Below are 12,629 nucleotides of genomic sequence, written 5' to 3'. Positions count from 1 at the left end.
CAGATTGTTCTCGCTCCCGCGTCAGGCGATGATGTCATCGCTTAACACGCTCACGATCGTGTCTAGAACAGTCAGCGTATCGCCGCCACCGAAATCGAACAGCACGTCGGCGCCCACCTGCGTGGCCAGCGCCAGGATTGCGTCGGCATCGCCCAGCTTCTTGAACACAAGGCTGTCGGTGTCGTCGGTGAAATCGGCAACGGTGTCGTTGCCGTTGCCCTTGGCGAAGATGAACCTGTCGGCGCCCGCCTGTCCGAACAGCATATCGTCGCCGGCCTGCCCCTTGAGTGTGTCCTTTTTCCCGCCGCCCTTGAGGGTGTCGTCGCCGCCGCCGCCCAGAAGGACGTCGCGGCCCTTCGCGCCCTTCAGCGTGTCGTCGCCGGCCTGCCCGGACAGTCTGTCGTTGCCGCCGCCGCCTTTGATCGTGTCGCTTCCGCCGCCGCCCTTGAGGGTGTTCCTGGCGCCGTTTCCGATCAACTTGTCGCTGCCTGCGCCGCCAAGGGCGTCCTCGATCACGGTGCCATAGGTGATCACCACGTCGTCGGCGGCGTCGAAACTCGAGAATTTTCCGGCCTTGAGGTTCAGCGTCACGGCCCCGGCCCGGGACGAGGCGTCAAAGGTGTCGCGCCCGCCGGTGTCCCAGACCGCGTCCACCGTATCGGTGCGCGACCCCGAATAGGTGGTGTTGCCCGCGTTGTAGCCGACCTCCCCCCAGATGTCCTGCAGGGCGAAAACGTCGAACAGCATCATCGCATCGGCGTTGAGCCCGTTGTCGGGGTTTGGGTCATAGGACATGATCGTGTATTTGTTGTTTTCCAGCGCGTCCGGCACAGACGGCGGCGAGAAAGGGTGCTTCAGCCCCAGCGCATGGCCCAGTTCATGCAGGATCAGGTCGGGTTGTCCTGTCAAATCCAGCGTGTTGTCATAGACGACAAAGCTGTCGTATTCGATGATCGAACCGCCGGAAGTCGTCGCGCTGTAGCCGCCATATCCGGCGGTGGAACCGGCAAGGGTGACCTTGCCGACGTTCATGTCCGGGTCGTCGCTGCCGGTCACCTCATCGAACGTGACGTTGAGAAAGGTCTCGATATGCGCCAGCGCCGCCTCGAAGGCGGTCTTCTCGCTGGCGGAAAAGGCGGTCCAGCCGGTGTAGCTGCTGCCGGTCGCCAAATCGGCCGGCTCGCTGGTGCCGGCGTATTGATAGGTGATCGTCTCGCGTGGATCGCCGGTGCCGTTGATCGGGTCGACCGAGTTCAACAGGGGAAATTGCATGGAGGAAAGAATGTCGGTCTTGGAAATCATGTCGGGCCTCGATCGGGCAAAGAACGGTTCCGGTTCGATCATAGTAGCAAAATCGCGGTCCACAAAGAAGGTCGTGCCCGCGCGGGGTGATATTTGCAGTTATTCATTTATGCAGCCGCATGTTTACCTGTCTTTGCAAATTTGCCGAATTTTACTTTGGCGGCGGCTGTCCTGCCTATATGGTCCGCTGAAATCTTACAGGGGATACGCATCATGAAGGACATTCTTTCCGAGCTGGAAGAGCGCCGCGACGCCGCCCGCCTGGGTGGCGGACAGAAGCGGATCGACGCGCAGCATGCCCGCGGCAAACTGACCGCGCGCGAGCGCATCGACCTGCTGCTGGACGAGGACAGTTTCGAAGAGTTTGACATGTTCGTCGCCCATCGCTGCACCGATTTCGGAATGCAGGAGCAGCGCCCCTATGGCGACGGGGTGGTGACCGGCTGGGGCACGATCAACGGCCGCATGGTCTATGTGTTTTCCCAGGATTTCACCGTGTTTGGCGGCTCGCTCAGCGAGACCCACGCGCAGAAGATCTGCAAGATCATGGATATGGCGGTGCAGAACGGCGCGCCGGTGATCGGCATCAACGACTCCGGCGGTGCCCGGATCCAGGAGGGGGTCGCCTCGCTCGCCGGTTATGCCGACGTGTTCCAGCGCAATATCATGGCCTCGGGCGTGGTGCCGCAGATTTCCCTGATCATGGGCCCCTGTGCCGGCGGCGCGGTCTATTCCCCGGCGATGACCGACTTCATCTTCATGGTGAAGGACACCTCGTATATGTTCGTGACCGGCCCCGACGTGGTGAAGACGGTGACCAACGAACAGGTCACCGCGGAGGAGCTTGGCGGCGCCTCGACCCATACCCGCAAGAGCTCGGTCGCGGACGGCGCCTTTGAAAACGACGTGGAGGCGCTGGCCGAGGTCCGCCGCCTGGTCGATTTCCTGCCGCTGAACAACCGCGAAAAGCCGCCGGTGCGCCCGTTCTTCGATGCCCCCGGCCGGGTCGAGATGAGCCTCGACACCCTGGTCCCGGAAAACGCCAACACCCCCTACGACATGAAGGAACTGATCCTGAAGGTCGCGGATGAGGGCGATTTCTATGAGATCCAGGAGGATTTCGCCAAGAACATCATCACCGGCTTCATCCGGCTGGAAGGGCAGAGCGTGGGCGTGGTGGCCAACCAGCCGATGGTGCTGGCCGGGTGCCTCGACATCGACAGCAGCCGCAAGGCGGCGCGCTTCGTGCGGTTCTGCGACGCCTTCGAGATCCCGATCCTGACCCTGGTCGATGTGCCCGGCTTCCTGCCCGGCACCTCTCAGGAATATGGCGGCGTCATCAAGCATGGCGCCAAGCTTCTGTTCGCCTATGGCGAGGCGACGGTGCCGAAGGTCACCGTGATCACCCGCAAGGCCTATGGCGGCGCCTATGACGTGATGAGTTCCAAGCACATCCGCGGCGATTTCAACTATGCCTGGCCCACCGCCGAGATCGCGGTGATGGGCGCCAAGGGCGCGACCGAGATCCTGTATCGCTCGGAACTGGGCGATCCGGAAAAGATCGCGCAGCGCACCAAGGATTACGAGGACCGGTTCGCCAACCCCTTCGTGGCGGCCGAAAAGGGCTTTATCGACGAGGTGATCCAGCCGCATTCGACCCGCAAACGCGTGGCGCGCGCCTTTGCGTCCTTGCGCAACAAGAAGCTGGAAAATCCCTGGAAAAAGCACGACAACATTCCGCTCTGATCCGGTCTTTTCTTACGGATAAATATCCCCGCCGGAGGCTCCGACATCGGCCCCCGGCGGGGCCTTGCAGACACGGGAGCCCCCCATGACCCAGCTGTGGAAAAACCAGGCCTTCACCATCTCCCACGCCGACGATGGCAAGTTCGTGGGCGAGGGGCTGCGGGCGTTCTTCGAATACCGCGACTTGGGCATCAAGACGGCCACCAAAGGCAAGTTTGGCGCCCATGTGATCCGTGCGGTGCCGGGGATGGAAAGCCCGGGCGCTTGGCATTCCCACGATCTGGATTTCCAGATGGTCTATGTGACCTGCGGCTGGGTGGTGTTCGAATACGAGGGCGAGGGCGAACATGTGTTGCGCGCCGGCTCCTGCGTGCTGCAACCGCCGGGGATCAGGCATCGCGAATGCCGCCACTCCGACGATATGGAACTGATTGAGATCATCTCTCCGGCAGAGTTTGCCACCCGTGACGAGGAGGCGCCGAAATGACATCCGACGGAAATGCGCGTGCAACGTCCGCGGGAATTGACAGCGCGGAGGTTGCCGCGCGATGATCGCCCCGCCGCAAAAGCCGCAAGACAGGATCGCGGGCGCGGGGTTCCGCGCGCCGCCAGCAGCCCCGGCAGGAGGAGCCTTCCGTTCGCGGCGGGGCCGGGGCTGCGACCTTGCGGGACCGATCCTGGCGGCGGCCGTTATCGCCGCGCCGGTTTCCGCGCAATCCCCTGAGCCTGTGCCGGTGCCGTCCGGCCAGAAAGTGATCCTGCACGAGGTCCTGCAGGATGACGCCCCCGGCGCGCCCTGGCTGCGGGTCCGTTTTGTTGCGCCTCAGATCGACACCGTCGCCGGTCCGGCGCAGAGCGCGGCGGACATGGACTATCTGTGCGCCGCCGTCGCGCTGCCCTATCTGGCCGAAACCGGGATCAGGGCAGAGCGCGTAGTGATTTCGCTGTCGGATCGTGCGGTGCCGTTTGGCGAGTCCGCGCCCGACGTCACCCAGTATTTCGAGGCCTACAGGGTCGAGAACGACCGCTGCATCTGGGAAGGGTTTTGACTATGCTACAATATCTTGCGAGGAAAAGCTCACCTATGGTTCCAGTTGAGGCTTTGCCGCCACAGGCCGGCCTGTTGACAGGCTGTGGATATATTTTCGGCGTGATTTCGGCTATACCCGGGGCCGGCCGCGGTACAGCGGCTGAAACCTCGAGGTTGAGGCAGGCAGGGCACGTGCGCCCTGTTGGTTTCAGTGAACTAGTCAGGAGAAACAGATGTCGAAGAGCATCCAATTCCTTGCCATGGTTGGCTTCGTCGCCACCGTGGCGGCCTGCGACAACTCGCCCAAGCAGGAGTATGTCGTGGTCGAGCCGGAGCCGATCTCGGTCGAGCCGGCCTTTACCGGCAAGTACAAGTAAGACGCGCGCGGGGCTGGCCTTCGGGCCTGTCCCGCCAGTCCCGCCTGTCGCGCCGCGGCCCGACCGGGGGGCGCGGTCATGCTGAAACACCGCGGTTTTCCCGGCCGCCTTCCCGGCACCGATTTCCAGTTCATCATCCGCCGCCCGAACCCCAAGGGTGTGACGCCGCTGATCCGGCGCGAACGTTTTTCCGATCGCCGCCCGGCCGACCGCCGCGCCGATGCCGGTTTCATGCGGGCGCTGTGGGAACATTTCGGCGATCAGCCTTTTGAGCGCGGCAATCTCGATGCCGGCCGGCTGAGCTGGCTGTTCGGCCGCGAGGTGATCCCGGCCGAGGATCCCTTCGATCCCGAAAGCTATGATGCGCTTCTGGTGATCGACGTTGCGGTGGCGCGCGCCAGTTTTCCGGAGCTGTTCGGATGAACATCGGCGGTGTCTTGCCCACAGGCTGGAAAAACCGGCAGATTACGGCCCAAACCGGGCCGTGCGCCGGGCTGCGCTTGGCGGCGCGATCCGTCTGTATCAGCATGACATCAGCGTCGGACGGATCGCTTTTCCGCCGCGCTTCGGACCAACCGTTCCGTACCCCTTCCTGTAACGGGCAGGTGCAGGCGCTCCGCGTCGGCCTGCCCGTCTTCTTTTCGCGCGGCGGGCGTCGGGGCGATCGGCGGCGTTCTGCCAAAGGCGGCGATGCGCTGCGATCGCGCTTGCCTGTTCCCGCGCCTGACGGTTTGATTTCGCAGCGAACCGACGCGGAACAAGAAGGAGCGGTAACATGCGGGCGAAACGAATTATCCTGGCCCTTGCGGCCTGCACGGGCCTGGTGGCTTGCGGCGACGATCCGGGCGAGCAGCTGCTTTACGGCGCCGGCGCCGGCTATCTCGGGGCGGCCGTGCTCGACACCAACCGCGGCGTCGGGGCGGCGGCGGGGGCGGCGGCCAACCTGCTCTATTGTCAGGAACACCCCGAAGACTGCTGAGCCGGGCGCGCGCCCGCAGCCGATGACATTCCGGCCCGCCTGCGGGCCGATCCGACCTCAACCGAACGCCGGTTCGGGCCATATGGCCCGGGCCGGCGTTTCGCGTGACAGCCACCCAAGAACGAAGGACGAAGCATGTTCAACAAGATCCTGATCGCCAACCGGGGCGAGATTGCCTGCCGCGTTATCAAGACCGCCCGCAAGATGGGGATCGGCACGGTCGCCGTCTATTCCGACGCCGACAAACACGCGCTGCATGTGGAAATGGCCGATGAGGCGGTGCATATCGGCCCGCCCCAGGCCAACCAGTCCTATATCGTGATCGACAAGATCATGGAGGCGATCCGCGCAACCGGCGCCAAGGCGGTGCACCCGGGCTATGGCTTTTTGTCGGAAAACCCGAAATTCGCCCAGGCGCTGGAGGCCGAGGGCGTCGCCTTTGTCGGCCCCCCGGTCAAGGCGATCGAGGCGATGGGCGACAAGATTACGTCCAAGAAGATCGCGCAGGAGGCCGGCGTCTCGACCGTACCTGGCTATATGGGCCTGATCGGGGATGCCGACGAGGCGGTGAAGATCTCGGGCGACATCGGCTATCCGGTGATGATCAAGGCCAGCGCCGGCGGCGGCGGCAAGGGCATGCGCATCGCCTGGAATGACGAGGAGGCGCGCGAAGGCTTCCAAAGCTCCAAGAACGAGGCGGCCAGTTCGTTCGGCGATGACCGCATCTTTATCGAGAAATTCGTGACGCAACCGCGCCATATCGAGATTCAGGTGCTCTGCGACAGCCATGGCAACGGCGTCTATCTGGGCGAGCGGGAATGCTCGATCCAGCGCCGCAACCAGAAAGTGGTCGAAGAGGCCCCCAGCCCGTTCCTGGACGAGGCGACCCGCCGCGCGATGGGCGAACAGGCGGTGGCACTGGCGCAGGCGGTCGATTATGCCAGCGCCGGCACCGTGGAGTTCATCGTCGACGGCGACAAGAACTTCTACTTCCTCGAAATGAACACCCGGCTTCAGGTGGAGCATCCGGTGACCGAACTGATCACCGGCGTCGATCTTGTGGAGCAGATGATCCGCGTCGCCGCCGGCGAGCCGCTGTCGATCACTCAGGCCGACGTGAAGCTGACCGGCTGGGCAATCGAGAACCGGCTTTACGCCGAGGATCCCTATCGCAACTTCCTGCCGTCGATCGGCCGTCTGACCCGCTACCGTCCGCCGGCGGAAATGGCCGCCGGGCCGCTGCTGGCCAATGGCAAATGGCAGGGCGAGGCCCCGGCCGGTGAAACCGCCGTGCGCAACGATACCGGCGTCTTCGAGGGCGGCGAGATCAGCATGTACTATGATCCGATGATCGCCAAGCTCTGCACCTGGGCGCCGACCCGCGCCGAGGCGATCGAGGCGATGCGCGATGCGCTGGACGGCTTCGAGGTCGAGGGGATCGGCCATAACCTGCCGTTCCTCAGCGCGGTGATGGATCATCCCAAATTCGTCTCGGGCGACATCACCACCGCCTTTATCGCCGAGGAATACCCCGACGGATTCACCGGCGTGGAATTGCCGGAACTGGCGCTGCGCCGGATCGCGGCCAGCGCCGCGGCGATGCACCGGGTGGCCGAGATCCGGCGCGCGCGCATCTCGGGCCGGATGGACAACCACGAGCGCCATGTCGGCGAAGAGTGGGTCGTAGCCCTCCAGGGGCAGTCCTATCCGGTCACCGTGGTCGCCGATCACCAGGGATCGACGGTGAAATTCGGCGATGGCAGCAGCCATCGGGTGGCCAGCGACTGGACTCCGGGCGATCAGCTTGCCGAGATCGACGTCGATGGCGACAGGCTTGTGCTGAAGGTGGGCAAGATCACCCAGGGCTTCCGCGTCCGCAGCCGCGGCGCCGATCTTAAGGTGCATGTGCGCAATCCGCGCCAGGCCGAGCTGGCCGCGCTGATGCCTGAAAAGATGCCGCCGGACACCTCGAAACTTCTGCTGTGCCCGATGCCCGGCCTGATCGTGAAGGTCGATGTCGAGGTCGGCGACGAGGTGCAGGAGGGGCAGGCGCTCTGCACTGTCGAGGCGATGAAGATGGAGAATATCCTGCGCGCCGAGCGCAGCGGCGTGGTCTCCGGTATCAACGCCGCGCCGGGCGACAGCCTGGCGGTGGACGATGTGATCATGGAGTTCGAGTAACCCAATGATACGGCGCGCGGCAGATCCACGGCCCGATGCCCCGGTGCGGATACGCGCCGGGCTCCGGGGGCCGGGCCGCGCGGCGATCTACTTGTCTGGCGCGGCCCGACGCTCTTCGACCTCGCGCTGGCGCATCGGCATCTTGTCGATGGTGCGGGTGATCTCGCGCACGCTCAGCGGCGCCGGTTTGCGCAGTGCGACGGTGCCGTCCTTGGCGATCAGCACGAACTGGAACCCGCGCGGGCGCAGTTTTTGCCGCGCCGGGCTGCGGGCGCCGGGATCGGTGTCGGTCAGGATCACCACGTCACGCTCGGTCAGCCGTGCGGCCTCGGCCTCCAGCATGGCGATCTGGTCGATGAACCGCGGGTCCGAGGGCGTGTCGGAAAAGATCAGGATCGGGCGCCTGAGCCAGAGAAAGGCGCCAAGCTCGGTCTCGCCCACCGGCTGGATCAGGGCCTCATCTGCCGGGCCGGCCTCTTCGGCCGCGAGGGCCGAGAAAGGGATAAATGTAGCAATAACAAAGGCTAGGATGCGTTTCATGCGATCTCCTGTCCGGGCAAATATAGGCTCGTGGGCGGGGAATGCGACCATGGTTTTCGCATCTGGCGGCAAAAAGTTCATCGTTAATCGCTTTGTCAGGGGTTGTGCATGACCATCTTGCCATTCCCCGACAGCGGGCCGACCGGGGCGGCCCGACGGACAAGGACCGGCAAAGCGATGGATGTCATTCTGCACATCGGCGCGCATCTGTGCGCCACCACCACCTTTCAGGACTATCTGCACCAGAACCGGACGCGGCTGGCGGCGTCGGGCTGTGCGGTCTGGGGCCCGCGCCGCACCCGGCACGGGCTTTTCGCGGGGCTGATGCCCGATGACCGGCCCCTGAGCGGGCGCGACGGCGCGCCCCGGGCGGCGGGCCGTATCCGGATCAATCTGGCCGCCTGCGCCGAGGCCGGGGCGCAGCGGCTGATCGTCAGCGATCCGGGTGTCATGGGCGCGCCGCGCGTCAATCTCCGGCTCGGCGGGCTCTATTGCGGGCTGGGCGAGCGGATGGCGCGCCTGGGCCGGGCCTTCGACGGGTACAGGCTGACCGTCGCGCTGAATATCCGCGCGCTTGACGCTTATTGGGCGGCCGTGCTGTCACAGGCGGTGACCCGGGGCGCGGGGGTGCCGTCCGCGGCGGCGCTGGAGCGGCTGGCATCGGCCGGCCGAAGCTGGCGCGACGTGATCGCAGAGGTCGCCGGCGCCATTCCCGGGGCGGATCTGGTGGTCCTGCCCTTCGAAACCTTCGGCGGACGGCCCGAGGCGCAGCTCGAGGCGATCGCCGGCCTGGCGGCGCCCCGGACCCATGCGCGCGGCTGGCTCAATGCCACCCCCCGGCTGCCGGAACTGCGCGCCTGGTTGCCAAAACCCGAGGCGGCCCTGCTGCCGCCGGACGACGACCGCTGGCGGCCCTTCTCCGAGGCCCAGGCCGCCACCCTGCGCGAGGGGTATGCCGACGACATGATGTGGATCATCGGCGGGGCCGGCGGGATCGCCCGGCTGGCCGGGGATCCCGACAGGAAACAGGCGGCGGATCCGATCCCGCCGCACAGGAATGCGACAAGAGGAATATGCGATGACAAAGAAGATAGACGACTGGCGGGCGCTGGCTGAGAAAGAGCTGCGCGGCCGCCCGTTGGCGGATCTCGACTGGACCACGCTGGAAGGCATCGAGGTCAAGCCGCTCTATACCGAGGAAGACACCGGCGATCTGCCCCATATGGGCACGCTGCCGGGCTTTGCGCCCTTCACCCGGGGGGTGAAGGCCACCATGTACGCCGGCCGTCCCTGGACAATCCGGCAATATGCGGGGTTCTCGACGGCCGAGGAATCCAACGCCTTTTATCGCCGCAACCTGGCCGCCGGTCAGCAGGGCGTCTCAGTCGCCTTCGACCTGGCCACCCACCGTGGCTATGACAGCGATCACCCGCGCGTTGTCGGCGATGTCGGCAAGGCGGGTGTCGCCATCGACAGCGTCGAGGACATGAAGATCCTGTTCGACGGGATTCCGCTGGACAAGGTGTCGGTGTCGATGACGATGAACGGCGCGGTGATCCCGATCCTGGCGAACTTCATCGTCACCGGCGAGGAGCAGGGCCACGACAAATCGCTGCTGGCGGGCACCATTCAGAACGACATTCTGAAGGAGTTCATGGTCCGAAACACCTATATCTATCCGCCCGAACCCTCGATGCGGATCATCTCGGACATCATCGAATACACCTCGAACGAGATGCCGAAATTCAACTCGATCTCGATCTCCGGCTATCACATGCAGGAGGCCGGCGCGAACCTGGTGCAGGAGCTGGCCTATACCCTGGCCGACGGCAGGGAATACGTGAAGGCCGCGATCGAGGCCGGCATGGACGTGGACAAGTTCGCAGGCCGGCTGTCGTTTTTCTTCGCCATCGGCATGAACTTCTTCATGGAGGCGGCCAAGCTGCGTGCCGCGCGGCTGCTCTGGCACCGGATCATGACGGAATTCGGCGCGCAGAACGAGCGTTCCAAGATGCTGCGCACCCATTGCCAGACCTCGGGCGTCAGCCTGCAGGAGCAGGATCCCTACAACAACGTGATCCGCACCGCCTATGAGGCGATGAGCGCGGTTCTGGGCGGCACCCAGTCGCTGCACACCAACGCGCTGGACGAGGCGATCGCGCTGCCGACCGATTTCTCGGCCCGGATCGCGCGCAACACCCAGCTGATCCTGCAGGAAGAAACCGGCATCACCAATGTGGTCGATCCGCTGGCGGGCTCCTATTACGTCGAAAGCCTGACCGCGCAGCTCGCCGAAGAGGCGTGGAAGCTGATCGAGGAGGTCGACGGGATGGGCGGCATGACCAAGGCCGTGGCCTCCGGCATGCCGAAACTGCGGATCGAGGAGACCGCCGCGCGCCGGCAGGCGATGATCGACCGCGGCCAGGAGGTGATCGTCGGCGTCAACAAGTATCGCAAGGACAAGGAGGATCCGATCGACATCCTCGACGTCGACAACGTCGCCGTGCGCGAGAGCCAGATCGCCCGGCTGGAGCGGATCCGCGCCACACGGGACGAGGTCGCCTGCAATGCGGCGCTGGATGAACTTGCACGCCGCGCCAGCGAGGGCGGCAACCTGCTCGAGGCGGCGGTCGAAGCGGCCCGTGCCCGGGCCACCGTGGGAGAGATCAGCATGGCAATGGAAAAAGTGTTCGGCCGGCACCGCGCCGAGGTCAAGACGCTGGCAGGCGTCTATGGCGCGGCCTACGAGGGCGACGAAGGTTTTGCCGCGATTCAGAAATCGGTCGAGCAGTTCGCCGAGGACGAAGGGCGGCGGCCGCGCATGCTGGTCGTGAAGATGGGCCAGGACGGCCACGACCGCGGCGCCAAGGTGATCGCCACCGCATTCGCCGACATCGGCTTCGACGTCGATGTGGGCCCGCTGTTCCAGACCCCGGAAGAGGCCGCTCAGGACGCCGTCGACAACGATGTGCATGTGGTCGGCATCTCGTCGCAGGCGGCGGGGCACAAGACGCTGGCGCCGCAGCTTGTGCAGGCGCTGAAGGATCAGGGCGCCGGGGACATCATCGTGATCTGCGGCGGGGTGATCCCGCAGCAGGATTACCAGTTCCTCTATGACAATGGGGTCAAGGCGATCTTTGGCCCCGGCACCAATATCCCGCACGCGGCCCAGGACATCCTGAAGCTGATCCGCGAGGCGCGGGGGTGACAGCCAGGCGCCGGATCATTCTGGCGGGCATGGCCGCCGGCGCCTTCTGGGCGCTGGCGGTGCTGTCGGCGCCGGCGCTGATGGGGGTGCCCTATCTGCCGGCGCCGGTGGCGCTGCCCGCTGCATTCCTGGCGCCGGGGCTGGTGCTCGCGGCGATGATCGGGCGGCTGGCGGCGCGGCGGTTTTTCGACGATGCGCTGATCGACGGGGCGGAGCCGGCACCGGGCTCGGCTGCCGACATCGACCAGCGGGTGCTGCGCAACACGCTGGAACAGCTGGCGCTGGCGCTGGCGCTCTGGCCCTTTGCCGCGCTGACGCTGGGGGGGGCGGTGGCGATCGCGCTGGGCCTGTCCTTTGCGCTGATGCGGATTTTGTTCTGGATCGGCTATCACCTGTCGCCGCCGCTGCGGGGGCTGGGGTTCGCCGGCACCTTCTATCCGACGGTGCTGGCGGGGCTCTGGGCGCTGGTGTCCTGGGCGGTCTGAGCGTGAATTTGTACAGTCTGCGGTCGCGGCTTGTCGTGCCCGGGGCCACCGCCTAGGCTGACGCCGGATCAAAGCGGAGGGGCGCGGATGGAACTGGACCACATCGCGGTATCGGGCGAAACGCTGGAGGAGGCCACCGAGGCGGTCGAGGCGGCGCTGGGCGTGGCGATGGGGCCGGGCGGGCAGCATGACGTCTTCAACACCCACAACCGTCTTCTGGGGCTGGAGGACGGGCTGTATCTGGAGGCGATCGCAGCCGATCCCGCGCGCCCCGCGCCGGAGCGGCCGCGCTGGTTCGATCTGGACAATTTTTCGGGGCCGGCGCGGCTGACCAACTGGATCTGCCGCTGTGATGATCTCGACGTGCTGCTGGCCGCCCTGCCTGTCGATGCCGGCGCGCCGGTGTCGCTGACCCGCGGCGATCTGCGCTGGCGCATGGCGGTGCCGGCGACCGGCAGGCTGCCGTTCGACAACCTGTTTCCGCCGCTGATCCAGTGGCAGTGCGATGTTCACCCCGCCAGCCTGTTGCCCGCCTCGGGCTGCCGCCTGCACCGCCTGGTGGTGTCGCATCCCGACGCGTCGGCGCTGCGCGATCTGCTGGCGCTGCATCTGGCCGATGCCCGCCTGGCGTTCGAGCCGGGCGATCCGGCGCTGAGTGCGGAAGTCGACACGCCGCACGGGCGGCGGATCCTGCGTTGAACAGCCGCCGTGCCGGGCGGCGGCCGGACCTTGTGCCGATGCGGAGAATCGGTCAGACCGCGACCCGAGCCCGCACCTGACA

At 65.7% G+C, this 12,629-nt stretch carries 13 protein-coding genes; 11 read left to right on the top strand and 2 right to left on the bottom strand.

Annotated features, from left to right (window positions below; genetic code table 11):
- Window positions 1-21: 21 nt before the first annotated feature.
- Window positions 22-1,272 (bottom strand): M10 family metallopeptidase, encoded by a 1,251-nt coding sequence (locus E1832_RS20365; protein WP_245514069.1) that lies wholly within the window; start codon window positions 1,270-1,272, stop codon window positions 22-24.
- A gap of 243 nt (window positions 1,273-1,515) precedes the next feature.
- Here E1832_RS20365 and E1832_RS20360 point away from each other — a divergent pair, with 243 nt between their 5' ends.
- From E1832_RS20360 to E1832_RS20335, 7 genes are all read left to right on the top strand, one after another.
- Window positions 1,516-3,048, top strand: coding sequence for an acyl-CoA carboxylase subunit beta (locus tag E1832_RS20360; RefSeq protein WP_133361625.1), 1,533 nt, complete (start codon window positions 1,516-1,518; stop codon window positions 3,046-3,048).
- An 85-nt stretch (window positions 3,049-3,133) separates the two neighbouring features.
- Window positions 3,134-3,535, top strand: a complete 402-nt coding sequence (locus tag E1832_RS20355) for a cupin domain-containing protein (protein WP_206021084.1) — start codon at window positions 3,134-3,136, stop codon at window positions 3,533-3,535.
- 61 nt (window positions 3,536-3,596) lie between these two features.
- The gene (locus E1832_RS23035) at window positions 3,597-4,097 is read left to right on the top strand and encodes a DUF6497 family protein (RefSeq protein ID WP_133361624.1); all 501 of its coding nucleotides are present in this window, start codon (window positions 3,597-3,599) and stop codon (window positions 4,095-4,097) included.
- 214 nt (window positions 4,098-4,311) lie between these two features.
- A complete protein-coding gene (locus E1832_RS22620) occupies window positions 4,312-4,455 on the top strand; it encodes a hypothetical protein (protein ID WP_165978941.1) in 144 nt (47 codons plus the stop codon).
- Window positions 4,456-4,533: 78 nt separating this feature from the next.
- Entirely contained in the window at window positions 4,534-4,878 is a 345-nt protein-coding gene (locus E1832_RS20345; RefSeq protein WP_133361623.1) for a hypothetical protein, read from the top strand.
- A gap of 352 nt (window positions 4,879-5,230) precedes the next feature.
- Window positions 5,231-5,434, top strand: a complete 204-nt coding sequence (locus E1832_RS20340) for a hypothetical protein (protein WP_133361622.1) — start codon at window positions 5,231-5,233, stop codon at window positions 5,432-5,434.
- 135 nt (window positions 5,435-5,569) lie between these two features.
- Window positions 5,570-7,615, top strand: coding sequence for an acetyl-CoA carboxylase biotin carboxylase subunit (locus tag E1832_RS20335; protein ID WP_133361621.1), 2,046 nt, complete (start codon window positions 5,570-5,572; stop codon window positions 7,613-7,615).
- An 87-nt stretch (window positions 7,616-7,702) separates the two neighbouring features.
- On the opposite strand, the gene E1832_RS20330 is transcribed toward E1832_RS20335, so the two are convergent.
- Complete coding sequence (locus E1832_RS20330) at window positions 7,703-8,155, bottom strand: DUF4174 domain-containing protein (protein WP_133361620.1); 453 nt, start codon at window positions 8,153-8,155, stop codon at window positions 7,703-7,705.
- 108 nt (window positions 8,156-8,263) lie between these two features.
- On the opposite strand from E1832_RS20330, the gene E1832_RS20325 reads away from it, so the two are divergent.
- The 4 genes from E1832_RS20325 to E1832_RS20310 all read left to right on the top strand — a co-directional run bounded on the left by E1832_RS20325 (window position 8,264) and on the right by E1832_RS20310 (window position 12,547).
- Window positions 8,264-9,271 (top strand): hypothetical protein, encoded by a 1,008-nt coding sequence (locus E1832_RS20325; protein WP_245514067.1) that lies wholly within the window; start codon window positions 8,264-8,266, stop codon window positions 9,269-9,271.
- The gene (gene scpA / locus E1832_RS20320; RefSeq protein ID WP_133361619.1) at window positions 9,234-11,363 is read left to right on the top strand and encodes a methylmalonyl-CoA mutase; all 2,130 of its coding nucleotides are present in this window, start codon (window positions 9,234-9,236) and stop codon (window positions 11,361-11,363) included. Before E1832_RS20325 ends, scpA begins: the two co-directional genes overlap by 38 nt.
- Window positions 11,360-11,848, top strand: coding sequence for an MAPEG family protein (locus E1832_RS20315; RefSeq protein WP_245514066.1), 489 nt, complete (start codon window positions 11,360-11,362; stop codon window positions 11,846-11,848). Before scpA ends, E1832_RS20315 begins: the two co-directional genes overlap by 4 nt.
- An 87-nt stretch (window positions 11,849-11,935) precedes the next feature.
- Window positions 11,936-12,547: a VOC family protein gene (locus E1832_RS20310; RefSeq protein WP_133361618.1), complete on the top strand. Its 612-nt coding sequence runs from the start codon at window positions 11,936-11,938 to the stop codon at window positions 12,545-12,547.
- Window positions 12,548-12,629 lie beyond the last annotated feature (82 nt).

Source organism: Antarcticimicrobium luteum, assembly GCF_004358185.1.
Lineage (GTDB): Bacteria > Pseudomonadota > Alphaproteobacteria > Rhodobacterales > Rhodobacteraceae > Antarcticimicrobium > Antarcticimicrobium luteum.
The sequence above is the reverse complement of the archived record's forward strand: the minus strand, read 5'-3'. Positions and strand labels throughout refer to the sequence as shown.

Excerpts from the sequence above, each read along its gene's own strand:
- E1832_RS23035 (WP_133361624.1), top strand. The coding sequence starts at position 3,597 with ATGATCGCCCCGCCGCAAAAGCCGCAAGACAGGATCGCGGGCGCGGGG.
- E1832_RS20335 (WP_133361621.1), top strand. The coding sequence starts at position 5,570 with ATGTTCAACAAGATCCTGATCGCCAACCGGGGCGAGATTGCCTGCCGC.
- E1832_RS20360 (WP_133361625.1), top strand. The coding sequence starts at position 1,516 with ATGAAGGACATTCTTTCCGAGCTGGAAGAGCGCCGCGACGCCGCCCGC.
- E1832_RS20325 (WP_245514067.1), top strand. The coding sequence starts at position 8,264 with ATGACCATCTTGCCATTCCCCGACAGCGGGCCGACCGGGGCGGCCCGA.
- E1832_RS20365 (WP_245514069.1), bottom strand. The coding sequence starts at position 1,272 with ATGCAATTTCCCCTGTTGAACTCGGTCGACCCGATCAACGGCACCGGC.
- scpA (WP_133361619.1), top strand. The coding sequence starts at position 9,234 with ATGACAAAGAAGATAGACGACTGGCGGGCGCTGGCTGAGAAAGAGCTG.
- E1832_RS22620 (WP_165978941.1), top strand. The coding sequence starts at position 4,312 with ATGTCGAAGAGCATCCAATTCCTTGCCATGGTTGGCTTCGTCGCCACC.
- E1832_RS20340 (WP_133361622.1), top strand. The coding sequence starts at position 5,231 with ATGCGGGCGAAACGAATTATCCTGGCCCTTGCGGCCTGCACGGGCCTG.
- E1832_RS20345 (WP_133361623.1), top strand. The coding sequence starts at position 4,534 with ATGCTGAAACACCGCGGTTTTCCCGGCCGCCTTCCCGGCACCGATTTC.
- E1832_RS20355 (WP_206021084.1), top strand. The coding sequence starts at position 3,134 with ATGACCCAGCTGTGGAAAAACCAGGCCTTCACCATCTCCCACGCCGAC.
- E1832_RS20330 (WP_133361620.1), bottom strand. The coding sequence starts at position 8,155 with ATGAAACGCATCCTAGCCTTTGTTATTGCTACATTTATCCCTTTCTCG.
- E1832_RS20310 (WP_133361618.1), top strand. The coding sequence starts at position 11,936 with ATGGAACTGGACCACATCGCGGTATCGGGCGAAACGCTGGAGGAGGCC.